This is a genomic window from Mesorhizobium sp. M1142, from assembly GCF_040318565.1.
In the GTDB taxonomy this organism is placed as follows: Bacteria; Pseudomonadota; Alphaproteobacteria; order Rhizobiales; family Rhizobiaceae; genus Mesorhizobium.
Genome location: NZ_JAMYMK010000005.1, coordinates 36,405 through 61,042, shown reverse-complemented (window position 1 = coordinate 61,042; position 24,638 = coordinate 36,405). Strand labels below are relative to the sequence as shown.

Below are 24,638 nucleotides of genomic sequence, written 5' to 3'. Positions count from 1 at the left end.
CTCATGAATGTCTCCCGGCCGCCTGTTTCGCGTGACCATTTTGCGCAGCAGTCTGGATTGGCTTGGCATCATCGACAAGCCCCAGCCCTTTCCTGCCCTGCACCCGGTGGAACCGCGCATAGACGCTGTGCGGGTCGGCCATCAACGAGGCATGCGTGCCCTGTTCGACCAGCCGGCCCTGCTCGAGCACGATGATATGGTCGGCATTGACCACTGTCGACAGCCGGTGCGCGATGACGATCGTGGTGCGCCCTTCCATGACATGGGTCAGCGCTTCCTGGACGCGGGCCTCGGCCTCGTTGTCGAGCGCCGAGGTGGCTTCATCGAGCAGCAGGATCGGCGCCTGCCGAACGATGGCGCGTGCAATTGATACACGCTGGCGCTGGCCGCCCGACAGCGTCACGCCGTTCTCGCCGACCGGTGTGTCGTAGCCTTGCGGCTGCTGGCGGATGAAATCGTCGGCCGCGGCCTGTTGCGCGGCGCGTTCAATCTCGGCGTCGGTGGCGCTCAGACGTCCGTAGCGGATGTTGTCGCGGATGGTGCCTTCGAACAGATAGGGCTGCTGCGAAACATAAGCGATCGAGCCGCGCAGCGAATGCTTGGTGACCTTTGAAATGTCCTGACCGTCGATTTCGATGCTGCCCGACTCGACGTCGTAGAAGCGCTGCAGCAGCGCAACTAGCGTCGTCTTGCCGGCGCCCGAGGCGCCGACGATGGCGGTCACCTTGCCGGCGGCGGCGACAAAGCTCAAATCCTGCAGGACCGGCGCTTCTTCGACATAGCGAAAGGACACGTTGTTGAAGCGCACTTCGCCAGAGGTGAATTTCGCCTCGGCGGCTCCCGGCACGTCACCCTGCTGCGGCTCGAGGTCGAGAAGCTCGTAGATCATGCGCGCATTGACCAGCGACTTTTCCATGCCGACCTGCATGCGCGCCAGCCGCCTGGCGGGGTCATAGGCAAGCAGCAGGGCGGTGATGAAGGCAAACACCGCGCCCGGCGGCTGGCCGCCGACGGTCGCCCGGTAGCCGGAATAGGCGATGACGCCGGCTACGGCGAAGCCGGCCAGCATTTCGGAGATCGGCGTCAGCCGTTCCGAGACGCGGGCGATCTTGTTTGCCCGCTGCTCGGCGCCGGCGACGAGGCCGCCGATGCGGCGCGACAGCTCTTCTTCCAGGGTGAAGGCCTTGACGATGGCGATGCCTTGCGTTGCTTCCTGCATGGCGCCGATCAGCCGCGAGTTGATCTGCACCGATTCACGGGTGATGCGACGCACCCGGCGCATCAGATAGGTGACACTGTAGATCAAAGGCGGGCCGATCAGCAGCGACATCGCGGAGAGCATCGGGTCCTGCCAGATCATGACGCCGACCAGCGCGACAAGCGATACCGCATCGCGCGCCAGCGATGTCAGCGTCATCGACAGGAGATCGCGGATGCCGTTGACGTTCTCGTTGATCTGCGCGGCGAGCCGGCCCGAGCGGGTGTCGTTGAAGAAGCCGACGCCGAGCTTCATCAGGTGGTCGAAGATGCGGCGTTGATAGCGCGCTACCAGATTGTTGCCGATTTTGGCCAGCGTCACTGCCTGGCCGTAGCTGGCCAGCCCGCGCAGCATGAAGGCGGCCAGGATCGACACGCTGATCAGCGCGATAAGATCGCCGCGCCGTTGGTAGAAGATCTGATCGATGACATCCTTCATGATCCACGCTGTGAAGGCGGTCGTCGCCGCGATCGTCACCAGGCACAGCACGGCAAGAGCATAGTACCAGCGATAATCGCGGCTGTTCTCGGCGATGATGCGGCGGATAACAGCCACGATCTCGCTGGGACGGACTTTCCCTTTGGTTGGTGCTGGAAGTGTCACGTTTGAGCGCTTTGTGGTTTCGGTTCGGCCGGGCTGCAATTCGGCAACCTCTTAACGCCCCAATGGCGGCTTGCCTATGGCCGGGGACGGCGAAACTTCGTCGCGGCGCAGCTTGTGTCCTAAATCCGCCAGCGTCGCCCCGCCGTCTGCACGCCGAACAGCGACGGATTTCTGGCATAGGCGGCCAGCCCTAAAAGCGCCGCCAGCGGATGGGTGATGACGTAGACCGGCATGCTGCGCATCAGGGCGCTATGCGGCGCCTTGTCCTCGAAGGCAGCGCGGAAACTGCCGGTCCGCAGCGCCGGCAGGATTTTTTGCGCGATGCCGCCGGTGAGGAAAACACCGCCGCGGCTCATGAACACCAGAGCGAGGTCGCCGGCGGTGCGCCCCAGGCAGGTGACGAAGATCGACAGCGCCTCTTCGGCCACCGGATCGTTCCTTGCCAGCGCCGCGGCGGTGATCTCGGCAGGCGTGGTGAAGGGCGACGGCTTGCCGTCCGCTTTGGCCACCGCCCGGTAGGCGTTTACCAGGCCGCGTCCTGACAGGATCTGTTCGCCGGAGATGCGACCTTCGAGCTTCTCGATATGCGGAAACACCTCGAAATCACGCGGCGAGCGCGGCCCGATATCCATATGGCCGCCCTCGCCGGGCACCGGTATCCAGTGATGCAGCGCATAAACCAGCCCGGCGACGCCGAGCCCGGTTCCCGGGCCGAGCACCACCCGCCCGGAATTCGGTTCCGGCTCGTCGCCGCCGATCTTTTCCATGTGCTCTTCGCCGAGCGCGACGACAGCCAACGCCTGCGCCTCGAAGTCGTTGAGCACCACGACGTCGCCGAGACCGAGACTGGCGAACATCTGTCTCGGCTTGACGATCCATGGGCAATTGGTGAGGGGGATCTCGTCGCTCTCGACAGGGCCGGCCACCGCCAGCACAGCTGAATTCGGCCGGACCGACGAGCGGTCGAGCACGGCCGACTGGATCGCCTCGTCGATCGTATTGAAGTTGGCGGTTTGGACGATGGTCGGCTCGCCGGCCTCGGAATTCGCGTCAAGTACGATCGAGAAGCGCGCATTGGTGCCGCCTATGTCGCCGATCAGGATCGGAAATCGCAACAGAGTGTCGTCGTCGCTTACGCCTGGCATGCTCTCGTCCGTTCCCGACGCGTATCGCCGTTCTCTCGTTGACTAGCGCATGACCGCAAAAAGGGAAATCGGTTTTCGAAGTGGAGATGCACGGATGCAGACAGCGAACACGCTGCCCGCATCAGTGCCCCGGTCGTGGCCGCGGCAGCGGAATGCCGAACTCGGGCGTCGCCATAAAGGCGTTCGCCGAGGCCGGAAGCGCTGCCGCGCCGGCTGCGAGCGTCGGCGGCAGCGAAGGCTCTGCCGCAGGAGCAGGTGCGGCCGCAACCGGCACGCCGTCGCCATAGTAGGTGACTGCTTCCGCCGAGGGCGGAGCCGGCGCGTCGAGCACGAACTGGCATTGCCTGGGCAGGTTCGCCATCGTCATCACGTCGCGTGCCTTCGGCTTGTCCGGGTTCTTGTTGGGGCGCCACGGCTCCTCGGTGAACCACCAGGCCAGTGCCTGGTCGCAGCCATCGCCCGGCGCCGTCGCTTCCTGCGCCTTGCAGTCGGGTGACCCAGGCTGGCAGCTGATGCGAATGTGGAAGTGGTAGTCGTGGCCCCAGAACGGCCTGACCTTGCGCAACCAGCTACGGTCGCCTTTGACCGTGTCGCAGAGCTTCTTCTTGATCCCGGGATTGACCAGGATGCGCTCGACTTCGGGATAGCTCGCGGCGCGCCTCAACAGCCGCGTATGCATCGGCGTCCACAGCCCGTCCTTCACCAGATGGGTCTTTTCGTCGACCATCAAGGTAGCGCTGATGTTTTCGCGCTCTTCGGCCGAGAGCTTGCGGTCGGGCATCGGCGTCAGCCAGATGTCGGCGTCGAGGCCGATCTGGTGCGAGGCATGGCCGGTCAGCATCGGACCGCCGCGCGGTTGCGAGATGTCGCCGATCAACAGGCCCGGCCAGCCGTCGGCAGCGGCATCGCGCGACAGCTTCTCGACCAGCGCGATCATTGCCGGATGGCCCCAGCGGCGGTTGCGCGACGGTCGCATCACCTCCCAGTGCCGGCCGTCCAGGGGCAGGGCGACGCCGCCGGAAAAACAGCCTTTGGAATAGAAGCCGATCGATTGCGCTGCTGCGAGTGCCGGCAGTTTTTTGGCGCCGAACAGGTCCTTTGCCCGTTGCTCGGCGCTCCCTGGCTGCGTTGCAAGCGCCGCCAAGCTGGCGACGGCCAGTGCTGCCGTCAGCGGCAGCGTTTTGCCGGGCAAGGCTCGCTTCAACATTTTCCCCAAGCTGGACCCCTCCGCGATTTGAACCGCATCATACCATAGCCCGCGCAACGTATCGATCAGGACCGTTTCATCGGGCTGCGCGCCTCACCGTCGCGCCAGTCGCCGCTCGCCCACATGGCATCGAGCGCCGAGCGATAGTCGGGAAAGCGAAAGCCATAACCGGCCGCCTTGATCGCCGCGTTGGCGACACGCTTGTTCTCGCCATAGAAAGACCGCGCCATGGGCGAAAGTTGGGCGGTCTCGAACGGAATTTCGGGCGGCGGCTCGATGCCCATCAATTGGGCGGCATAGGCGACGACGTCCTGCGGCGGCGCCGGCAGGTCGTCGGTGATGTTGAAGATGCCGCCGCGATTGCCTTCAGCTAGATGCCAGAGCGTGCCGGCAATGTCGTCGCAATGGATGCGGTTGAACACCTGGCCCGGCTTGACCAACCGCCGGGCGGTGCCGTTTTCCAGATTGACCAAGGCGTTGCGGCCTGGCCCATAAATGCCGGAAAGTCGCAGGATCGCCACCGGTCGGCCGACGTCGTGGCCCAGTTTCACCCAATCCTGCTCGGCGGCAACCCTCATCGCTGATCGCTTCGATACTGGCCGGCATTCGGCGGCCTCGTCCACCCAATTGCCGCCATGGTCGCCATAGACGCCGACGGTGGAGAGATAGGCGATCCATTCGAGCTCCGGCATGTTGGCCGCGATCTCCTCGCGGGCCGCGCCCAGCACCGGGTCGCCGGCCTCGTCCGGCGCGACCGAGACGACGAGATGGGTTGTCTTCCCAAGGGCATCGCCGATTTCGGAGGTCAGCCTGCCATCGAATCGCAGCGGCACGATACCGGCTTGCCGCAGCGCCGGGAATTTTTCCAGCGACCGTGTTGTACCGAAGATCGTTGTGTCGGCATCCCTGTTGGCGCGGGCGAAGGCCTTGCCTGAATAACCGGCGCCGAAGACGAAAATCTGCTTTTTTGTCATGTATGCGCCTCGATCGGCTTTGGCAGGGGCAGAAGCCATTCGCCTCTCACCGCCTCGTTATCTTCTGCCTGCAACGCGGCTGCGGCACGTTCGGCAAACTCCCGACCCGGCACCAGCCGCGACAGCGCCCATACCGCGGCTCCGCGAACCAGGGGCGAGGCGTCGTCGAGCAGCGCGCGAACGGCGCCGGCCAGCGACGAGTCCTGGGAATTGCCGGCCGCTATCAGCACGTTGCGGATAAAACGGTCGCGGCCGATGCGCTTGATCGGCGAGCCCGAAAAGAGCGTTCGGAAGGCAGTGTCGTCGAGACGCAGCAGCTCGGCGATCGGCGGTTCGCGCAAGTCCGCGCGGGCGGCAAGCTTTGCCTCCGAAGCGGCTTGGGCGAACTTGTTCCACGGGCAGGCGGCCAGGCAGTCGTCGCAGCCATAGATGCGATTGCCGATCTTTTCCCGGAACTCATGCGGGATCGGTCCTTTGTTCTCGATGGTGAGGTATGAAATGCAGCGCCGCGCATCGAGCCGGTAAGGCGCCGGAAAGGCATCGGTCGGGCAGGCGTCGAGGCAGGCCCGGCAGGAGCCGCAATGATCGTCCTCAGGCGCGTCCGGCACCAGCTCGGCCGTCGTGAAGATGGTGCCGAGGAACAGCCAGGAGCCATGCGCGCGGCTAACCAGGTTGGTGTGCTTGCCTTGCCAGCCGAGGCCGGCCGCCTCGGCCAGCGGCTTTTCCATCACCGGTGCGGTGTCGACAAACACTTTCACGTCACCGCCGGCGCGCGCCACGATCTTGCCGGCGATCTCCTTCAGCCGGCCTTTCATCACGTCATGATAGTCGCGGTTCTGCGCATAGGCCGAGATCGCGCCGCGGTCGCGCTTCGCCAGCACCTCGCGTGGGTCGTGGTCGGGGCCGTAATTCATCGCCAGCACGACGATCGAGCGGACCTCTGGCCAAAGCGTCGTCGGTTTGCCTCGCCGCTCGAGCGTTTCGGCAATCCAGCCCATCGAGCCGTGAAAGCCGTCAGTAACGAATTCGGCCAGCCGCTCCGGCGCCTGCGGGATCGCATCGGGCGTGGTGACGGCAACGGCGTCGAAGCCGGCGTTCCGCGCCTCGCGGTCGATGAGCGCGCGCAGCTTTGCCGTATCAGAAATCGAGATCCGCATAATGTGACACCGGCGACAGGCCGCGCACCCGGTCGGACAGAAGCGGCCGGAACGAAGGCCGTGATTTCACCCTTGTATACCATTCGCGCGCGGCGCTGTGTTCGCGCCAGTCGATCTCGCCGAGATAGTCGAGCACCGACAGTGCCGCCGCCGCCGCGAGATCGGCATAGGTGACCTTGTTGCCGGCCAGCCAGTGACGAGTGCCGGCCAGCCAGTTGGTGTATTTCATGTGCTGGCGGATATTGGCACGGGCGGCTCGGATCGCCGCCGAATCGGGCGAGCCGCCGCCTGCCGTTTCCGGCATGACCGGCTTCAGGACGCGCTCGCGCACCAGATGCCGGGTAACCTCGCTTTCCGCCTTGTTGAGGTACCAGTCGGTCAGCCGGCGGATTTCGGCGCGCTCCATCGGATCCTCGGCGAACAGCCGCTTGTCGCGCTTGAGTACGCCGCGCGTCTCGTCGAGATATTCGGCGATGACCATCGCGCCGACGATCGGCACGTCGCCCTCGGCAAGCAGGATCGGCAGCGTGCCGGCCGGGTTCAGTGCCAGGAACTCCTTGCGCCGCGTCCACGGCTTTTCTTCGATCAGCGCCAGTTCCTCGGCATACTCGCCAAAGGCGAGGCGGACGAAGCGGCAGCTGGCGAACATCGGATGGTGGAAAAGCGTCAGCATGGTCCCGCGATAATAGAGCGCACTGGCAAATCGCCGGCTGCGCCGGTAAGTCTTGGCCGCCCGATTCAGGGGCTGTCAGGGTGCTGCGACCTATAGGGGGAGTTCCGCGCCGTGACAAGCAAACCGTTTTCTCAAGCCCGCCCTCCAACGCCGAGGTTGCCATGGAAAGCCAAACCGTAGTCGAAGCGCTGCTGCTCGGCATGCTCGAGGGCCTGACCGAGTTTATTCCGGTGTCTTCGACCGGTCATATCCTGCTCGCCGGCCATTTCCTCGGCTTTCATTCGACCGGCAAGGCCTTCGAGATCCTGATCCAGCTCGGCGCCATATTGGCGATCCTCAGCGTCTATTTCCGCCGTCTCTGGAAGATGCTGCTCGAGCTGCCCTACGATCGGCTGACGCGGCATTTCGTCCTTGGCATTCTCATCGCATTCCTGCCGGCGGCCATTATCGGCGCACTGGCGCATGACTTCATCAAGACGGTGCTGTTCGAATCGCCGCGGCTGATCTGCATCATGCTGATCATCGGCGGTGTCATCCTACTGCTGGTCGATCGCATGACGCCGAAGCCGTATTACCACGATGTCGAGCGGTTTCCGACCAGGCTTTATCTGCAGATCGGGCTGTTCCAGTGCTTGTCGCTAATCCCCGGCACGTCGCGTTCGGGCTCGACCATCGTCGGCGCGCTGCTGCTCGGCGTCGACAAGCGGGCGGCGGCGGAATTCTCTTTCTTCCTTGCCATCCCGACGATGGTCGGCGCCTTCGCCTTCGACCTGTTCAAGAACCGCAATGTGCTAAGCAGCGCCGACTTGCCCATCATCACGGTCGGCTTCGTTGCCGCCTTCGTCACCGCGCTAATCGTCGTGCGCTTCCTGCTCGACTACGTCTCGCGCCATGGCTACGCGCTGTTCGGCTGGTGGCGGCTGGTCGTCGGCATCGTCGGGCTGACGGGGCTGGCAATCTGGGGGTGAGCCGGCGCGGATAGCGCAATCCCAGCCGGAACTCTATTCTTGCCCGAAGCCGAGCCATACGATCTTGTGGACGTATGGTTGGCAGGGGGAATGCGTGAGCGAAGTTCTTGACGCCCTCGTTATTGGCGCCGGTCCGGCGGGTCTCGGCGTCAGCTACTTCTTGAAACGGCAGGGCCGCAACCACCGTGTACTCGATCGAGGCCGGATTGGCGAAACGTGGCGAACGCAGCGATGGAACTCGTTTCGACTGAACTCGCCGACCGTCCGCTCCATCTTACCCGGTGATTCCTACGACGGCCCCGAGCCCTGGGGCGCGATAACCCACCACGAGTTCGTCGCATACCTCGAAGGCTATGCCGAGCGGCACCGGTTGCCGGTAAGCACTCAAACTCCGGTGCAAGAGCTGACCAGAGACGACGGGATCTTTCGCATCACCACGACGGACAGGGCATTTCTGGCGCGCACTGTGGTGATCGCCACCGGCGACCAGAATCGGCAGGTCCGGCCAGCAGGGTCGGCGGATTTGCCAACCGCAATTCGCCAAGTCGATTCCTCGGCTTATCGCAACCCGGCCGAGTTCGAGAGTGGCGCGGTGCTGGTGGTCGGCAGCGGCCAGTCGGGCGGCCAGATCGCCGAGGATCTGGCGTCGGCAGGACGTGTGGTCTTTTTGGCGACCAGCCGCAACGGCCGTTGGGTGCGGCGCTACCGCGGGGGCAACATACTCAAATGGCTGACGCTGTCCGGGTTTCTCGACGTTCCACGCAAGGAACTCGTCCTCCCCTCCGGCAAGCTGCAGGCCCGCGCGCTGGTCGGCGCGACCCACACGATCAGCCTGCAATCGCTGAGCGCGCAGGGCGTGGTGCTGCTCGGCCGCTTCAGGGGTGTGGAGAACGGCAACCTCGTCTTCGGCGACGAGCTCGACGACCATATGCGATTTGCCGACGAAGTCTCCGCGAATGCCAAGCGCCTGGTTGACGAGTACATCGAGCGCGCCGGCCTCGATGCGCCACTGGCCGAGGACGATCCGGCCGAGACGATTGAACCGCGCTTGCCCGATCCTCCGATCCGCTCCCTCGACTGGACGGCGAGCGGCATCAGATCGGTGATCTGGTGCACGGGCTTCACCGGCGATTTCTCGTGGGTTCGGCTTCCCGGCGCGCTCGATGCAGCCGGCCAGCCCGTCCACGAGGATGGCGTCGGCGCTGTTCCAGGTCTCTTTTTCGCCGGCCTCGATTTCGGATCGACGCGGAAGTCGGGCACCATACCGGCCATTCCAGAGGAGACGGCGGCCGTCGTGGAGCGACTTGTCCAAGCGCGAGCCGACTTGCCACGGAACGGCGTCTAAACCAGCCGTCGAACGCGGGTTCTTGAACTGCAAGAACATGACAGCTCTGGCGCGATCAAGACGACGTACGCTGCCTAGCGGACCGAGCCGGCGCAGTCGTTCGGAATGGTCGACCTGGAGACGCCAAAGGAGGCGCGTCAAGGCGCACGATCGGTCAGCGCGCTCGCGCCTTCCTCCGCGGCGCAATGTGCGCAGCAGTAGATGATGTCATCCTGTTCGACGCCATGTCCGATGATCCGGCATCCGCAATGCGGACACGTCGGAGCAAGTTTCTGGACCGCGCATTCGAAGCTGTCGAATGTGTAGGTCTCGTCGGCCATCGTCACGTTGAAAGCCTTATCGTAGTCATTCCCGCATTGATCGCATCTGGCCATAGTTCTTTTCCTTCTTTCACTGGCTCCAAGCTCGACCAACCTGTCGCGCGGCGATAGGTTCCCGCCAGGATCAGGGGGCCGTCCTAAGGCGGAGACGACCGCGAGCCTGTGCCACGACGCTGTTCGATCGCACGGATCACCTCGTCGATACCCCGCGGCTCGATGTCGAGTTCCTTCAGGCCAGGCACGTCGATTGCTGCCACATTGTCCTGACGCATGAGATCGACCTGGTTGCGCGTTATGGGGGCAGCCGGGAGGAGTTCCGCGACGCCAGCCAAGGCGTTCCATACCGCAAACGGCACCGGCATCAGCTGGACGTGCGTCCCGAGCTGTCGGGCGATCTCCCGAAGCAGTTCCTTATAGGTATAGATGCGCGGGCCAGCGAATTCGAATATGGATGAACCCTTGTGGGTTCGCCCGTCGATCAGCCGGCTCACTGCTTCTGCGACGTCCGCCACATGGACCGGCTGAAGCCGTGTGCCACCATCGCCGAACAGCGGATAGACCGGCAGGAGGCGTATCAGCCTCACAATGGTCGTCAGGAAAGTGTCGTCAGGTCCTGTCATGACGGCGGGACGCACAATGAAAGCGCCGGGAAATGCGCTTTCCACGGCACCTTCTCCGCGCCCACGCGCCCTTATGTAATTCGAATCCGATTGAGGATCGGAGCCGATCCCTGAAATCTGGACGAACTGGTCGATCGCGCGGTCGCGCGACGCGGCAGCGAGATCGGCCGCGGCTTTCACATGCACGCGTTCAAAGGTCTGGACGCCCTGCTCGACGTAAAGACTGACAGCATTCACGACCGCCTGCGATCCGGCAATGGCCGACCCGATCGAGGACGCATCCGTTATATCCGCGTCGACTGCTTCGGGCATCCTCGTAATCGAGGAAAAGACCAGGGCCACGCGAGCCGGATGGCGAGATGCGACGCGCACCGTGAAACCTCTTTCCAGGAGTCGCTTCACGATCCTGCGCCCGAGAAAGCCAGTTCCGCCGAACACGGTGACGATCCGTTCCGGGTTGAGATCGTCGGGATCCATTTGCCTCGCCATCCCTTTGTCCTCGCATAGCTGCCACGAGGACTGCCCTGGCCGGCACTTGAACCAGCCCGTCGAACATCAGGACGATTGAGGAACAACGCAGGAACGCTTTTGTTCCAGTCAGCGCTGGGCGGATGCTTGACAGATCGGCAAACCATGATCTGAACCGCAGGCGCAGCAAAACGGCCCCACTTCGAGAATGGCCTAGTTTCGCCCGTAAAACACATTCTCGACATGCACCGGCCAACGCCACGGCAGCACCGCCACCATGTCGAAGCGCACCGATAATTTTCCGTAGTCGGATTGGCGCGACAGCCAGAAATCGGCGGCGCCTTCGATGCGGTGCTCCGATTCGCGACCGACGGCTTCCATTGCCTCCATCAGCGTGCGGCGCGCCTTGACCTCGACGATCAGCACCAGATCGCCACGCCGCGCGATCAGGTCGATCTCGCCGAACCTGGTGCGGTGGCGGCGGGCAAGAATTCGGTAGCCTTTCAGCATCAGCGCCGCCGCCGCCAGCCATTCGCCGTGATGGCCGCGCCGGTAGGCCTTTTGCCGGCTGGCGCTTGGCCGTTCAGCCATCGCCGTCTCCGCCGGCCCCGTCTCTTCCAGCATTCTTGAGGTCGAGCAGCCGACGATAGAGCGTCTGCTTCTGGCCACCCGTCATCTTGGCGGCTTCCGCCGCTGCCTTGGAGGCCGGCATTTCGGCGGCGAGCGAAAGCAGCAGCCGGTCGATGTCTTCTGGCTCATCAGCGACCGCATCGGCCGGGCCGACGCAGATGACGATTTCACCCTTGGGCGTATCGGCTCCCGCATAATGGCCGGCGAGCGATTGCAGGGTGCCGGTCCGCATCTCCTCGAAAGTCTTGGTCAGCTCGCGGCCGATCGCCGCCTTGCGGGCACCGCCCAGCACCTCGACCATGGCACTGAGCGTCTCGGCCAGCCGGCGCGGCGATTCGAAGAAGATCAACGTTGCCGGCACCGCCTTCAGCGCTTCCAGCCGCGTCAGCCGCTGCCCGGTCTTCACCGGCAGGAAGCCGGCAAACAGAAACGCGTCCGAGGGCAGGCCGGATGCCGTCAAAGCGGCAAGTGCTGCTGACGGGCCGGGGATCGGCACGACACGAATGCCGCGTTCCAGCGCCTCACCGACCAGCCGGTAGCCGGGGTCGGAGATGAGCGGCGTGCCGGCATCCGAGATCAGCGCTACGCTTTGGCCGGCCAGCAGCGCCGCGATCAGCTTCGGTCCGGCCTCGCCGGCATTGTGCTCGTGGTAGGCGGTGGTGCGGCGGCGGATGCCGTAGCGGTCGAGCAGCACGCGGCTGACACGTGTGTCCTCGCAAGCGACGATATCGGCGGCGGCGAGCGTTTCCAGCGCGCGCAGCGTGATGTCGGCGAGATTGCCGATAGGCGTCGCCACCAGGTAGAGCGCCGGCTCGAGCGGCCGGGCGGCGATTTCGGTCTGCCCGACCACATAACTGCGTTTGGCCGATTCGCCGGTCACCTGCACAACTCCGTTCGACCCTGTTTGGCACGGCTCACGCTTGGTTGCAAAAGCCTGGGTTGCAAAGGCCCGGGTTCCAAAAGGGATGCCGACGTGAACCAGCCGCCATGCCTTCGCCATAGTAGGGAACGAAACCGTTGCCGGCGAATTTTACACCTGATCTCGGGAGGAGCAGGATGAACAGCCTGACCATACAGGACGTTTTCGAACCCTACTATGCCGGCCGCAAACGCTTCGCCGCGCCATGCGACAAGAGCCTGCCTGCCGAAGCCGCAGATGGCAGAGCCAAGAAGCCGCTTGCACGCCAGCGATCGACAGAGAGCAAGCAAGCAAACGAAACCGACCGCACGATGGAGCACTGACCGGACGATGCCCAATCGCTTCGACATTTTCATCACCCGCCTCGAAACAAAAAGCGCCCGCGATGGCGCAGCGTCACATTCCGCAGACGACCAGCACCATGCCTCACGCGACAAAAGCGAGATCAAGCCGGCCCGTTCCGGAGAGACCAGCGAAAAAGATCGCGCCAAACACCGCCACAAGCACGAGGCTTGACCCCGCAAACCTTAGCGATCGGTCGAGACAGTTCTCGAAGCGCGGTTGCGAATGCTCCGCCATGTATCCTTCACCCAGATACTTCGAGACGCGGGGCTCCAGCAGGTCCACCAGAGCCGGGTCCATGAATGCATAGTCGTCGGGAATATCGAGGCAGATTACTCGAGCCTTTTTCAGGCTTGTCTTGAATTTCTGCTGCAGTTTGGCGCGGTGCGTTTTTTCCATCACGAAGATGATGTCGGCCCAGGCGACGAGTTCATGCGTCATTAGTGCCGGCCGAAGCGACCTCGATGTCCCGCCGCTTGGAAAACACCTGCTCCGCCGTCGGGCTGCGCAAGCGATTCTGGCTGCAGGTGAAGAGAACGTTCTTCAACGTGCTATCTGGCCAAATCCGCCACGACCGCATCGAGCACGATCATGCCGGCCGGCGTGGCGCGCAGGCGGGCATTGCCGATCGATGCCACCAGGCCTTCGTCCTGCAGCACCGACAGCCGTGCCGTCGACAGGCCGCGCCCTGAAAATGCCTCGTAGCGGGAAAGGTCGATGCCTTCCGCCAGCCTCAGCCCCATCAGCAGGAACTCGTCGGCCTCTTCCGAGCGCGTCAGGATTTCGCCGCCGGTAACGCCATGGCCCTTGGCCTCGACCAGATTGGCCCAGGTCTCCGGCATTTTCTCGGCGATCGTCACCACGCGGCGGCCATTTTCGACGAACCGGCCATGCGCGCCGGGACCGACGCCGACATATTCGCCATAACGCCAGTAGGTGAGATTGTGCCGGCTTTCGGCGCCGGGCCTGGCGTGGTTGGAAATCTCGTAGGCCGGCAGTCCGTGCGCGGCGGTGATCTCCTGTGTCAACGCGTAGAGATCGGCGGCAAGCTCATTGTCTGGAATGATGAATTTCCTTGCCGCATGCAGTGCATGGAACGGCGTGCCTTCCTCGATGGTCAGCTGATAGAGCGACAGATGGTCTGCGGCGTGGCCGATCGCCTGCTCGAGCTCCGCCTGCCACGCTTCCGGCGTCTGACCAGGTCGCGCGTAGATCAGGTCGAACGACAGCCGTGGGAATATCTCGCGCGCCAGGCTGATCGCATGCAGAGCCTCATCGACATTGTGCAAACGGCCGAGGAAGCGCAGATCCTTGTCGTTCAGCGCCTGCACGCCAAGCGACACCCGGTTGACGCCGGCCGCGCGATAGCCGCGAAAGCGCTCGGCCTCGACCGAGGAGGGATTGGCCTCCAGCGTCACCTCGATGCCACCGGGCACCGTCCAGTTCTTCGCCACTGCATCCAGCACCGCCGCCACGGTCTGCGGCTTCATCAGCGATGGCGTGCCGCCGCCAAGAAAGATACTGGTCACCTCGCGCGGCCCGGTGCGGCCGCGCATCGTCGCCAGCTCGGTCTCGAAGGCGCGGGCAAAACGCTCCTGGTCGACCGGCTGGTGGCGGACATGGCTGTTGAAGTCGCAATAGGGGCATTTGGCCGCGCAGAATGGCCAGTGGACGTAGACGCCGAAACCGGGGCTGCGGTCGAGCAGCATGGTCATGCGCCGGCCAATCGGGCTTGGGCGAATTTCTGGAAGGCACGGGCACGGTGCGACAATGCGGTTGGCTGGCCGGGCTTCCAGCCATGCTTTTCCTCCGCGCTCATCTCGCCGAAGGTCTTTTCGAACCCATCGGGCAAGAACACCGGATCGTAGCCGAAGCCGAGCTCGCCGCGCGGCGGCCATACCAGCGTGCCCTCGACCTCACCGCGAAAATATTCCGCCTGGCCATCAGGGAAGGCAAGGCAGATGACCGCGACAAAGCGGCCCTTGCGCTGGGCAGGCGTGATCGCGCCAACTTCTTGCAAGGCCACTTCCGTGCGCTGCATGGCCATGCCGAAGTCGCGGGAGCCGTCCGGCGTCTCGGCCCAGTTGGCGGTGTAGACGCCGGGTGCGCCGTCGAGCGCATCGACACACAGGCCGGAATCGTCCGACAGCGCCGGCAATCCAGTTGCCTTGGCGGCGGCCAAGGCCTTTATGAAGGCGTTCTGCTCGAAAGTGGTGCCAGTCTCGTCCGGCTCCGGCAAGCCGTATTCCTTTGCGGACTTCGCTTCTATGCCGAATGGCGCCATCAGATCGGTGAATTCGCGCAATTTGCCGGCATTGTGGCTTGCGACGACGATCTTATGCCCATCAAGCGAATGAATAGTTGGTGAATGAACAGGCGGCGAATGCATCAGATGCCCCAAATTCTTGGCTCGGCGAATTCGATCGAATTGCCCGAGGGGTCGCGAATATAGATCGAGCGACCGCCCTGAGGCCATTCGAACTCACTTTCGATGGCGATTTTCTTCGCCTCAAGATGCGCTTTCCAGCGTGGGATTTCATCCGCGCTTGCGGCGAAGCAAAGATGGCCCTCGCCGACCGTGCCATGCGGCGGCACGGGCAGCTTGGCGTCGGCCCGCGGCGGCACTTTGGTCGCCTCGGCATTGAAGATAAGCAGCACGCCGTCGCCGCAGCGGAAGAAGAGATGCCTGCCATCGACCTTACCGAGCAGATCGAGCCCGAGGACGCCCGAATAGAACCGTTCCGCGGCAGCAAGGTCCGTCACGTAGAGTGCTGATTCCAGGATTGCGGAAGGAGTCACAGGATCGCCAATCTCTCCAATATTGACCGCAGCTAAGCCACCGCCATCTGCTGCAAGCTGACCAGGCGCTGAATGCCTTTCTTGGCGAGCTCCATCAGCGCCGCGAACTGCTCTTCCGAGAACGGCTCGCCCTCGGCTGTGCCCTGGATCTCGACGATGCCGCCCTTGCCGGTCATGACGAAATTGGCGTCGGTGCCGGCCGAGGAATCCTCGATATAGTCGAGATCGATGACCGGCTGGCCATCATGGATGCCGCAGGAGATCGCCGCGACGTGATCCTTAAGCACCTTGCCCAGGCTCGCCATCTGGCGGGCTTCCATCCAGCGCAGGCAGTCGTAGAGCGCCACCCAGCCGCCGGTGATCGAAGCGGTGCGCGTGCCGCCGTCGGCCTGGATCACGTCGCAGTCGACGGTGATCTGCTGCTCACCGAGCGCCTGCAGATCGACCACGGCGCGCAGGGAGCGGCCGATCAGCCGCTGGATCTCCAGCGTGCGGCCGCCTTGTTTGCCGGCCGAAGCCTCGCGGCGCATGCGCTCGCCGGTCGAACGCGGCAGCATGCCGTATTCCGCCGTCACCCAGCCCTTGCCGGAGTTGCGCATCCAGCCCGGCACCTTTTCCTCCAGGCTGGCCGTACACAGCACATGCGTGTCGCCGAACTTCACCAGGCACGAGCCTTCCGCATGCTTGGAGACGCCGCGCTCGAAGGAGATGGGGCGCATTTCGTCGAATTGGCGTTTGGAAGGGCGCATTCAGGCTTCTTTCTTTCTTCGGAATCTTGGCCGGGGAATCTTGGCCGGCTTGTAGCCGCACGGGGCGTGAGGCGCAAAGGAAAATGGACCGGTTGCGCCGACGCCGCGGAAGTCTATATCTTCGGACCGGAGGTTTCTGGCTCGAATGACCAAGGTAGTCGATCCCGGTTCGCAGTCGCCATTGCTCTCGTCGCCGGCACTTCAACCGCCCGCGCTTCAATCGCTCGATATGCGTTCGCGCGACATCTTCCGGCGCATCGTCGATTCCTATTTGAAGGATGGCGAGCCGGTCGGTTCGCGCAGCCTGTCGCGCATCCTGCCGTCATCGCTGTCGCCGGCCACCATCCGCAACGTGATGAGCGACCTCGAGCATCTCGGCCTGATCTACGCGCCGCACATCTCGGCTGGCCGGCTGCCGACCCAGGCCGGCTTGCGCTTCTTCGTCGATGCATTCATGGAACTCGGCGACCTCTCCGACGAGGAGCGCCGCACCATCGAGGCGCAGGTGCGCGCCTCCGGCTCGGGCGCGACGCTGGAGCATATGCTGACCGAGGCCAGCCAGATGCTGTCCGGCATGTCGCGCGGCGCCGGCCTCGTGCTCGCCGCCAAAAATGAGGCGGCGCTGAAGCACATCGAATTCATCCAGCTCGAGCCGACCAAGGCGCTGGCCGTGCTGGTCTCGCAGAACGGCGACGTCGAAAATCGCGTCATCGATCTGCCCGCCGGCATCACCGTCTCGCAATTGCACGAAGCCTCCAACTTCCTCAACGCCCATATCCGCGGCCGCACCCTGGCCGAGGCCCGGGTCGAGATCGCCCGCATCAAGGAAGAGACCAGGGCAGCCCTCGACACGCTGTCGCAGGATCTGGTCGAGAAGGGCCTGGCGGTCTGGGCAGGCGCCGAAAGCGGGGTGCCTGGGCGGCTTATCGTGCGCGGCCGCGCCAATCTCCTGGAAAACGTCACCGCCCAGGCCGACATAGAATTGCTGCGGCATCTGTTCGAGGATCTGGAGACGCAGGATGGACTGATCCAGCTCCTCGACCTCGCCGAGGAAGGCCCGGGGGTGCGCATATTCATCGGTTCGGAAAACAAGCTGTTTTCGCTGTCGGGCTCCTCGCTGGTGGTGGCACCCTATCGCGACAAGGACGCGCGCGTCGTCGGTGCGCTCGGCGTCATCGGGCCGACGCGGCTGAATTATGCGCGCATAGTACCGATGGTCGACTATACCGCGCAGCTGATTTCGCGCATGCTGCGCTAGGAGCCGCCGCGGCCTGCCGCAAGGAGAAAAAGAATGGCGCTGGAATCGTTCAAGGCCCAGATCAGCCTGCTGCTCGAGGAAATGGTCAATCAGCCTGAGGATCACCACGAGGTGCAAGAGCAGTTGCGTGAGAAGCTGCAAGAGATGCGGGCCATGGGCCTGCCGCTGCCGGCCGATCTGGTCGCGCTGGAAAAGCGACTCGACGACGACTTCTACGCCTCTGGCAACTGAACGGGGTTCGGCTTCAAATCCTCGTGTGCTGGACCACCGCTTGGAACGACCAATGCCTGATCCCGTTTGCCCTCTTCGAGGCAAACCTCGGAGGACGTTAATGATCCGATCTGGCGGCTTTGCGGCCGTTGCCGCTGCCCTCCTTGTCGCGACACCGGCAGCCGCCCAGCAGGCGGATCAAAAGGTGCTCAAAGGCGAAGCCGCTTTTGGCGATTGGCACGCCGACAGGCCTGGCGTCCGCCGCCTGATCGGGCCGCAAGACATGCCGGCAGCCGACCCCGCTCAATCCGCTTCGAACGGCGGCGGCGTGGCGGAACGGCCCGAAAGCGCCGAGCCAGAATTGCCGCCGGGCTTTTCGGCCGAAATGATCGCCTCCGGACTCTATAATCCGCGCGTCGTTCGCATCGCTCCGAACGGCGACCTGTTCATCGCAAACGGCCATGCCGACCAAATACGCGTCTACCGTCTGGCCGAGGGCCGCGCCAAACCCATCGAGAAAGCGATTTTCGCCCAAGGCCTCAACTATCCATACGGCATCGCCTTCTATCCGCCAGGCGGCAAGCCGCAATGGGTCTATGTCGCAAACAGCGACAGCATCGTCCGCTTCCCCTATCGCGACGGTGACCTGAAGGCGTCCGGTAAACCAGAAACCATTGTCGCCAAAATCCCGTCGGGCGGTCACTCGACCCGCGACATCGCCTTCTCGCTTGACGGCAAGACGCTTTTTTTATCGGTTGGCTCGGACTCGAATGTCGCCGAGGACATGGACAAGCAGCCGGATGGCGGCCTCGACGCCTGGGCGAAATCAAAGCCGCTCGGGGCGGCCTGGGGCCCCGAGGACGGCCGTGCCGATGTGCTCGCCTTTGACCCGGACGGGAAAAATCCCCGAACTGTCGCCACCGGCCTGCGCAACTGTACGGGCATGACGGTGCAGCCCGCCAGCGGCGCGTTGTGGTGCGTCGTCAACGAGCGCGACGAGCTCGGCGACAATGTGCCGTTCGAGTTTGCAACTGAAGTCAAGGACGGTGCGTTCTATGGTTGGCCTTGGTACTACATCGGCAACCACGAGGATCCGCGCCATCAGGGCGAGCGGCCAGACCTCGCCGGCAAGGCCACTGTCCCCGATGTATTGATGCAGGCGCATTCGGCGCCGATGAACATAGCCTTCTACGACGGCAAGAACTTTCCGGCGGATTACCGAGGGGATGCTTTCGTCACCATGCATGGTTCGTGGAACCGTGGCGCCAGGACCGGCTACAAGGTGGTGAGGCTCAAATTCAGGGATGGCAAGCCGACCGGCGAGTATGAGGACTTCATGACCGGCTTCGTCATCTCGAACGACGCCGTCTGGGGCCGCCCGGTCGGTGTCGCCATGGCCAAGGACGGTTCCCTGATCGTCACCGAGGACGGTAACGGCACCATCTGGCGCGTTACCTACGAAGACGGCCGCTCCTGAACGGCGGCGTCGCCTGCTGCGCTGGCGCAATCGAATTCGGCCCGAGGGAATTCACCCAACTTCAACATTGTGCGACAAGCGCGAACCATGACGCTCACCGGGTTCCTCGCCTATAGCGCCGCCCTCGGCATCGCCGCAGCCATCCCCGGCCCAGGCGTCACCGCGCTTGTTGCGCGTGCGCTGGGTTCCGGCTTCCGCTCGTCGCTGGCCATGTCGTTCGGGCTGATGCTCGGCGACCTGACCTATTTGACTGCCGTGGTGCTCGGCCTGGCTTTCGTCGCACAGACGTTCGGCATGGTCTTCCTGGCCATCAAATGGCTGGGCGTCGCCTACCTCGCTTTTCTTGGCTGGCGTTTCTGGACGAGCGGCATCACGCCCGAAACGGTAGAGGCGAAGAAAGGCAAAGGCGGCTTGGCATCCAGCTTTGTAGCCGGTCTCGCCGTCACACTCGGCAATCCGAAGACGATGATCTTCTATCTCGCCATCACCCCGACCATCGTCGATCTGAAGACGATCACACTGGCCGATTACGGCATCCTGGTCGCGCTCACTATCATCGTTCTGCTCGTGGTGCTGGTGCCCTATCTGGCGCTGGCGGCCAAGGCGCGCTGGTTCCTGAAGTCGCCGCGGGCGCTGAGGGCACTCAACCGCACCGCCGCCGGCTTCATGGTCGGTGCGGCGGCGGCAATTGCCGCCCGCCAGTAGATCTCTTCGCCAATCCGCCCAACGCCCTGCAAGGCGCCGGTATTCAGCACGACCGTCACCCGGATATTTTTCGAACGTGCCTATCTTGCGCGGTGGATGGCTCTATCCTATGCCCGCCCGGCTCTTGCCGCTTGACCTCTGGGAGGAAAACCAATGAACAAGCCCGCCACCCACACACACGTGCCCGGCCGCGGCCGCATCTACAATTCGATCACCGAGACGATCGGCGACACGCCGCTGGTGCGACTGGATAAATTCGCCAGGGAGAAGGGTGTCGTCGCCAATCTGCTGGCCAAGCTCGAATTCTTCAACCCGATCGCCTCCGTCAAGGACCGCATCGGCGTGTCGATGATCGAGGCATTGGAGGCTTCGGGCAGGATTACGCCCGGCAAGACCACGCTGATCGAGCCGACCTCGGGCAATACCGGCATCGCGCTCGCCTTTGCCGCCGCCGCCAAGGGCTATAAGCTGATTCTGACCATGCCGGAAACCATGTCCGTCGAACGCCGCAAGATGCTGGCGCTGCTCGGTGCCGAGCTGGTGCTGACCGAAGGGCCGAAAGGCATGAAGGGGGCCATCGCCAAGGCCGACGAGCTGGCGGCAACACTGCCCGACGCCGTCATTCCGCAGCAATTCGAAAACCCCGCCAATCCGGAAATCCATCGCCGCACCACGGCCGAGGAAATCTGGAACGACACCCATGGCGAAGTCGATATCTTCGTTGCCGGCATCGGGACCGGCGGCACCATCACCGGCGTCGGCCAGGTGCTGAAGAAGCGCAAGCCCTCGGTGCATGTCGTCGCCGTCGAACCGGAAGCCTCGCCGGTGCTGTCGGGCGGCCAGCCAGGCCCGCACAAGATCCAGGGCATTGGCGCCGGCTTCGCGCCAAAAATCCTCGACACGACGATCTACGACGAGATCGTCAAGGTCTCGAACGAGGATTCGGTTGCCAATGCACGGCTCGTCGCTCGGCTCGAAGGTGTGCCGGTCGGCATTTCGTCGGGTGCCGCCCTGCAAGCGGCGATCGTCGTCGGCTCGCGGCCGGAGAACAAGGGCAAGAACCTGGTGGTCGTCATTCCATCCTTCGCCGAACGCTATCTGTCGACGATCCTGTTCGAAGGGCTGGGTGCGTAAGTCCTCGACACTTCATCTCGCGACAGGTTCCAATAACAACGCCCAGGGTCTAGATCGCAGCTCGCTGGACCGCTGAAAAAACACCTGTGGCGGCCGTCGCTCGCTTGAGCAGGGTGGTGCTTCCGGTTCAAATCGCCACCGGCCCTATGCCGGCTGGCGGAGGATTTCATGTACAAGCTCTATACGCGTGCCAATACCGGCGGCTTTGTTGTCGAGGCGGCGCTCGCTTTGGCAGGCGTGCCTTTCCACCAGATCGACGTTCCGAAGGGCCGCCTCGATCAGGCCTTTCTTGATATCAGCCCCTTGAACCAGGTGCCGGTCCTGATCTTGCCGGACGGACGCTCGATGACCGAATCCGCGGCGATCTGCATCCTGCTGGCCGAGCGCCACCCGGAAGCAGGACTGGCGCCCGCGGCAAGTTCGCCTGACCGTGCGGATTTCCTGCGCTGGATGTTTTTCATGTCCTCCGTCATCTATCCAGCCAACCTGCGGTTCTTCTACGCGCATCGCTACACGGCCGACGCCGGTGGCGTGGACGCCCTCAAACAGGCGGCGGTCTCGGAAATGGATCGCAGCTTCGCCATTCTCGATGCCGCCCTCGACGGCCGCGACTGGCTGGCCGGCGACCAACTCTCGCTGGCCGACATCTATCTCGTCATGTTGGTGGCCTGGCATCCGGAGGTCGCGAAGGTTCCAACCGCTTGGCCGAACATCGAACGCCTGTGGGCCAATTTGCGGGAACATCGGGTGATGAAGAGGCTGAATGCTTCCCACGACATGTGGCCGGCCTGAGCACTCCGCCTTGTCTCAGTCTTTTTCCGCGCGGCCGAGCTCTGCCCGTCGTTCCTGCAGGAACCGGCGCACGGCTGGATCGCGTTCGAGGCCGATGGCCCGGTCATAGGCCTCGCTCGCCTGCGGAACTTTGCCGAGCCTGGCCAGCAGGCCCGCGCGGGCGGCCCAGTAAGGTTGATAGTCATACAGCCGCTTATCGCCGCTGAGTTGATCAAGGGCGCCCAATCCTGCCGAAGCACCTTCGGCCTCGGCAATGGCCACCGCACGGTTGATCGAAACCACCGGCGAGCCGGCAATCACTGACAGCGCGTCATAGAGCTCCTTGATCGCGACCCAGTCGGTGCCGCCGGTCAGCCGTCTTGTCGCATGGGCGGACTGCACGGCGGCCTCAAGCTGGTAGCGGCCGACAACGCCCTTGGCCGCGGCGCGCCCGAGCAGCGTCTCTGCTTCATCGATCAGTGTATCGTCCCACAGTGCAAGATCCTGCTCGGCCAGCGGCACATAATCGCCCGCCGCATTGCGCCGCGCCGCGCGCCGCGCTTCGGCGAACAGCATCAGCGCCAAAAGGCCGAGCGCCTCCGGCTCGTCCGGCATCAGCGTGGCCATCAGACGGCCGAGCCAGATGGCTTCTGTCGCGAGATTGCGGCGCCGCGTTTCGGTGCCGGCCGGGTCGGACCAGCCTTCGGCAAACGCCGCGTAGATTGCTTCCAGAACGGTGCCCAGCCGCTCGCCGAGTTCGGCCCGCTCCGGCACGCGGAACGGAATGCCTGTCTCGCGAATTCGCGTCTTGGCGCGCACCAGGCGCTGGCTCATCGTGGCTGGCGAGACAAGGAAAGCCGAGGCGATCGTCGCTGCGTCGAAGCCCAGGACCGTCTGCAGGATCAGCGGCGCGCGGACGCCGGCCTCGATCGCCGGATGGGCGCAGGCGAACATCAGCCGGAGCCGCTCGTCCGGCAGGTCTTCGTCGACCATGCGTGCCTCCATCTCCTCGGCGATCAGCCTAAGGTGGTCGCGGGCCGCCTCGCTTGTCAGTCGTCGTCTGACCGCGTCGACGCGGCGCTTGCGTGCCACCGCCAGCAGCCAGGCTTCCGGCTTGTCGGGCACGCCCGCCTGTGGCCAACGCTCGAGCGCCGCTGCAAAGGCATCTGCCAAGGCGTCCTCGGCAGCGGCCACGTCGCGTGTGCGCGCGGCGAGATACGCGACCAGCTTGCCGTAGCTTTGCCGGGCGGCCGCTTCCGCCGCCGCCCGCGCGATCTCCGGACGACTGTTCATCACACGGTCACTTCTGGGATGGGTACTCGGTCATTTCCCAGATCGGCCGCACCTCGATCGTGCCGGTGCTGGCACCGGGGCAGCGAGCCGCCCAGGCAATTGCTGCGTCGGCGTCCTCAGCCTCGATCATGTAGAAGCCGGCGAGCTGCTCCTTGGTGTCGGCATAGGGACCGTCGAGCACATTGGTCTTGCCGTTGGCCATCCGCACCGTGGTGGCGGTCTGGGTCGGCTTCAACCGGTCGCCGGCCAGCCACGCTCCGGATTTCTTCAACGCCTCGGTATAGGCTCCATAGGCTGCGCTGATTTCGTAGGTCTTCTCCGTCGGCGCGACCGCCATCGCGGCTTCGTTCGCATAGATCAAAAGCATGTATCGCATGGTCTTCTCCCGTTTTTCTCGAAGGCCGCTCCGTTGCGGGCCGAACGTATGTCGCGTGGCCTCGCCCGATTTCGACACGCGCTGCAAAAATCTTTCGGCTCCCATGGCATTTCACGCAAGCTCAACCGTTCGTCTAATGGCGACAATTGCGGGTTGGCATTTCCCGTCCGCTCTCTAAACTCGTCCCGGATCGCGCTGACGAGGAGAGTGCGGCAGATACTTCAGGGAGGAAACCGAATGCTCAATTTCAGGACGAAGTTCGTTGCCGCCGGCGCGATAGCGCTGTCGCTTGGCCTTGGCGCGGTATCGGTCAAGGCACAGGAATTCATCAACGTGCTGACCGGCGGCACGTCGGGCGTCTACTATCCGCTCGGCGTGGCGCTGTCGGAAATCTACGGCAAGGGCATCGAAGGCGCGCGCACCCAGGTGCAGGCGACGAAAGCGTCGGTCGAAAACCTCAACTTGCTGCAGCAGGGCAAGGGCGAGATCGCCTTTGCACTCGGCGATTCCGTCAAGCTGGCCGCCGAAGGCAATACCGAAGCAGGCTTCCCAGGCAAGCTCGACAAGCTGCGCGGCATTGCGGCCATCTATCCCAATTATATCCAGATCGTCGCCAGCAAGGAATCCGGCATCAAGACGCTCGCCGATCTCAAGGGCAAGAGCCTTTCGGTCGGCGCGCCGGCCTCAGGCACCGAGCTCAACGCCCGCACCATTTTCGCCGCTGCCGGGCTGAAATACGAAGACCTCGGGCGGATCGAATATCTGCCCTTTGCCGAATCCGTAGAGTTGATCAAGAACCGCCAGCTCGACGCCACGCTGCAGTCGGCGGGCCTTGGGGTCGCATCGATCCGTGACCTCGCCACCTCGGTGCCGGTAAACATCGTTGCCGTGCCGGCGGAGGACGTCGCCAAGATCGGCTCGCCCTATCTTTCCGTGGTCATCCCCAAGGGCACCTATGAGGGCCAGACCGAGGATGTCGCGACCGCCGCCGTCGGCAATTTCCTGATCACCAGCGCCGATGTCCCTGACGAGACCGCCTACCAGATGACCAAATTGCTGTTCGAGCATCTCGACCAGCTCACCGCTGCCCACGCCGCCGCCAAGGCGATCGACCCCGCCAAGGCGCTCGACGGCATGCCGGTGCCGCTGCATCCAGGCGCCGAGAGGTATTACAAGGAAAAGGGATTGGTGAAGTAAGGAGCCTCGCCTCGCTCCGCACCCTCCCTCGGGGAGGGGA

26 protein-coding genes and 1 pseudogene are annotated in these 24,638 nt (G+C 63.9%); 10 read left to right on the top strand and 17 right to left on the bottom strand.

Annotated features, from left to right (window positions below; translation table 11 throughout):
* Position 1: 1 nt before the first annotated feature.
* From NKH42_RS10445 to NKH42_RS10420, 6 genes are all read right to left on the bottom strand, one after another.
* Complete coding sequence (locus NKH42_RS10445) at positions 2 to 1,861, bottom strand: ABC transporter ATP-binding protein (protein ID WP_352509721.1); 1,860 nt, start codon at positions 1,859 to 1,861, stop codon at positions 2 to 4.
* A 119-nt stretch (positions 1,862 to 1,980) separates the two neighbouring features.
* Positions 1,981 to 3,006 (bottom strand): glucokinase, encoded by a 1,026-nt coding sequence (locus NKH42_RS10440; RefSeq protein WP_352509719.1) that lies wholly within the window; start codon positions 3,004 to 3,006, stop codon positions 1,981 to 1,983.
* A gap of 121 nt (positions 3,007 to 3,127) precedes the next feature.
* Entirely contained in the window at positions 3,128 to 4,213 is a 1,086-nt protein-coding gene (gene mepA, locus NKH42_RS10435) for a penicillin-insensitive murein endopeptidase (RefSeq protein ID WP_352509731.1), read from the bottom strand.
* A gap of 65 nt (positions 4,214 to 4,278) precedes the next feature.
* On the bottom strand, positions 4,279 to 5,187 hold the full coding sequence (locus NKH42_RS10430; protein WP_352509718.1) for an SDR family oxidoreductase: 909 nt from the start codon (positions 5,185 to 5,187) through the stop codon (positions 4,279 to 4,281).
* The gene (gene queG / locus NKH42_RS10425) at positions 5,184 to 6,344 is read right to left on the bottom strand and encodes a tRNA epoxyqueuosine(34) reductase QueG (protein ID WP_352689801.1); all 1,161 of its coding nucleotides are present in this window, start codon (positions 6,342 to 6,344) and stop codon (positions 5,184 to 5,186) included. The genes NKH42_RS10430 and queG overlap by 4 nt, the downstream gene beginning before the upstream one ends.
* Positions 6,325 to 7,017, bottom strand: a complete 693-nt coding sequence (locus tag NKH42_RS10420) for a glutathione S-transferase family protein (protein ID WP_254817994.1) — start codon at positions 7,015 to 7,017, stop codon at positions 6,325 to 6,327. The genes queG and NKH42_RS10420 overlap by 20 nt, the downstream gene beginning before the upstream one ends.
* A 161-nt stretch (positions 7,018 to 7,178) precedes the next feature.
* Between NKH42_RS10420 and NKH42_RS10415 the strand changes: the two genes are divergently transcribed.
* On the top strand, positions 7,179 to 7,985 hold the full coding sequence (locus NKH42_RS10415) for an undecaprenyl-diphosphate phosphatase (protein WP_352689800.1): 807 nt from the start codon (positions 7,179 to 7,181) through the stop codon (positions 7,983 to 7,985).
* Positions 7,986 to 8,079: 94 nt separating this feature from the next.
* Positions 8,080 to 9,330 carry a flavin-containing monooxygenase gene (locus NKH42_RS10410; RefSeq protein ID WP_352689799.1) on the top strand — a complete coding sequence of 417 codons (1,251 nt, stop codon included), beginning with the start codon at positions 8,080 to 8,082 and terminating at the stop codon, positions 9,328 to 9,330.
* 137 nt (positions 9,331 to 9,467) lie between these two features.
* Here the strand turns inward: NKH42_RS10410 and NKH42_RS10405 are convergent, their stop codons facing one another.
* The 4 genes from NKH42_RS10405 to rsmI all read right to left on the bottom strand — a co-directional run bounded on the left by NKH42_RS10405 (position 9,468) and on the right by rsmI (position 12,248).
* Entirely contained in the window at positions 9,468 to 9,704 is a 237-nt protein-coding gene (locus tag NKH42_RS10405; RefSeq protein WP_254817997.1) for a metallothionein, read from the bottom strand.
* Between the two features lie 83 nt (positions 9,705 to 9,787).
* The gene (locus tag NKH42_RS10400; protein WP_352689798.1) at positions 9,788 to 10,759 is read right to left on the bottom strand and encodes a complex I NDUFA9 subunit family protein; all 972 of its coding nucleotides are present in this window, start codon (positions 10,757 to 10,759) and stop codon (positions 9,788 to 9,790) included.
* Positions 10,760 to 10,951: 192 nt separating this feature from the next.
* Entirely contained in the window at positions 10,952 to 11,329 is a 378-nt protein-coding gene (locus tag NKH42_RS10395; RefSeq protein ID WP_023678973.1) for a YraN family protein, read from the bottom strand.
* Positions 11,322 to 12,248 (bottom strand): 16S rRNA (cytidine(1402)-2'-O)-methyltransferase, encoded by a 927-nt coding sequence (rsmI, locus tag NKH42_RS10390; protein WP_352701138.1) that lies wholly within the window; start codon positions 12,246 to 12,248, stop codon positions 11,322 to 11,324. The genes NKH42_RS10395 and rsmI overlap by 8 nt, the downstream gene beginning before the upstream one ends.
* Positions 12,249 to 12,424: 176 nt before the next feature.
* On the opposite strand from rsmI, the gene NKH42_RS10385 reads away from it, so the two are divergent.
* A complete protein-coding gene (locus NKH42_RS10385) occupies positions 12,425 to 12,610 on the top strand; it encodes a hypothetical protein (protein ID WP_352689797.1) in 186 nt (61 codons plus the stop codon).
* A gap of 265 nt (positions 12,611 to 12,875) precedes the next feature.
* Here NKH42_RS10385 and NKH42_RS10380 read toward each other — a convergent pair.
* The 5 genes and pseudogenes from NKH42_RS10380 to rph form a co-directional block, all read right to left on the bottom strand.
* A pseudogene (locus NKH42_RS10380) lies at positions 12,876 to 13,176 on the bottom strand (low molecular weight protein tyrosine phosphatase family protein); the annotation flags it as partial.
* 4 nt (positions 13,177 to 13,180) lie between these two features.
* The gene (gene hemW, locus NKH42_RS10375) at positions 13,181 to 14,344 is read right to left on the bottom strand and encodes a radical SAM family heme chaperone HemW (RefSeq protein ID WP_352751391.1); all 1,164 of its coding nucleotides are present in this window, start codon (positions 14,342 to 14,344) and stop codon (positions 13,181 to 13,183) included.
* A complete protein-coding gene (gene rdgB / locus NKH42_RS10370; protein WP_352509499.1) occupies positions 14,341 to 14,988 on the bottom strand; it encodes an RdgB/HAM1 family non-canonical purine NTP pyrophosphatase in 648 nt (215 codons plus the stop codon). Before rdgB ends, hemW begins: the two co-directional genes overlap by 4 nt.
* Before the next feature lie 29 nt (positions 14,989 to 15,017).
* On the bottom strand, positions 15,018 to 15,428 hold the full coding sequence (locus tag NKH42_RS10365; RefSeq protein ID WP_254818002.1) for a VOC family protein: 411 nt from the start codon (positions 15,426 to 15,428) through the stop codon (positions 15,018 to 15,020).
* A 32-nt stretch (positions 15,429 to 15,460) separates the two neighbouring features.
* Positions 15,461 to 16,177, bottom strand: coding sequence for a ribonuclease PH (gene rph / locus NKH42_RS10360; RefSeq protein ID WP_352491199.1), 717 nt, complete (start codon positions 16,175 to 16,177; stop codon positions 15,461 to 15,463).
* A gap of 145 nt (positions 16,178 to 16,322) precedes the next feature.
* Here rph and hrcA point away from each other — a divergent pair, with 145 nt between their 5' ends.
* From hrcA to NKH42_RS10330, 6 genes are all read left to right on the top strand, one after another.
* Positions 16,323 to 17,435, top strand: coding sequence for a heat-inducible transcriptional repressor HrcA (gene hrcA / locus NKH42_RS10355; protein ID WP_352648474.1), 1,113 nt, complete (start codon positions 16,323 to 16,325; stop codon positions 17,433 to 17,435).
* A gap of 33 nt (positions 17,436 to 17,468) precedes the next feature.
* A complete protein-coding gene (locus NKH42_RS10350; RefSeq protein WP_352648472.1) occupies positions 17,469 to 17,666 on the top strand; it encodes a hypothetical protein in 198 nt (65 codons plus the stop codon).
* A 100-nt stretch (positions 17,667 to 17,766) separates the two neighbouring features.
* Positions 17,767 to 19,122, top strand: a complete 1,356-nt coding sequence (locus NKH42_RS10345; RefSeq protein ID WP_352689796.1) for a PQQ-dependent sugar dehydrogenase — start codon at positions 17,767 to 17,769, stop codon at positions 19,120 to 19,122.
* An 87-nt stretch (positions 19,123 to 19,209) separates the two neighbouring features.
* On the top strand, positions 19,210 to 19,827 hold the full coding sequence (locus NKH42_RS10340; protein WP_352689795.1) for a LysE family translocator: 618 nt from the start codon (positions 19,210 to 19,212) through the stop codon (positions 19,825 to 19,827).
* A 153-nt stretch (positions 19,828 to 19,980) separates the two neighbouring features.
* Complete coding sequence (gene cysK, locus NKH42_RS10335; protein WP_352689794.1) at positions 19,981 to 20,961, top strand: cysteine synthase A; 981 nt, start codon at positions 19,981 to 19,983, stop codon at positions 20,959 to 20,961.
* A gap of 168 nt (positions 20,962 to 21,129) precedes the next feature.
* Positions 21,130 to 21,753: a glutathione S-transferase family protein gene (locus NKH42_RS10330; RefSeq protein WP_352689793.1), complete on the top strand. Its 624-nt coding sequence runs from the start codon at positions 21,130 to 21,132 to the stop codon at positions 21,751 to 21,753.
* A 15-nt stretch (positions 21,754 to 21,768) separates the two neighbouring features.
* On the opposite strand, the gene NKH42_RS10325 is transcribed toward NKH42_RS10330, so the two are convergent.
* Together NKH42_RS10325 and NKH42_RS10320 are read right to left on the bottom strand one after the other, a co-directional pair.
* Positions 21,769 to 23,025: an RNA polymerase sigma factor gene (locus NKH42_RS10325; RefSeq protein ID WP_352689792.1), complete on the bottom strand. Its 1,257-nt coding sequence runs from the start codon at positions 23,023 to 23,025 to the stop codon at positions 21,769 to 21,771.
* Positions 23,026 to 23,032: 7 nt separating this feature from the next.
* A complete protein-coding gene (locus tag NKH42_RS10320) occupies positions 23,033 to 23,401 on the bottom strand; it encodes a YciI family protein (protein ID WP_352689791.1) in 369 nt (122 codons plus the stop codon).
* 237 nt (positions 23,402 to 23,638) lie between these two features.
* On the opposite strand from NKH42_RS10320, the gene NKH42_RS10315 reads away from it, so the two are divergent.
* Positions 23,639 to 24,598, top strand: coding sequence for a TAXI family TRAP transporter solute-binding subunit (locus tag NKH42_RS10315; protein ID WP_254818012.1), 960 nt, complete (start codon positions 23,639 to 23,641; stop codon positions 24,596 to 24,598).
* Positions 24,599 to 24,638: the final 40 nt, after the last annotated feature.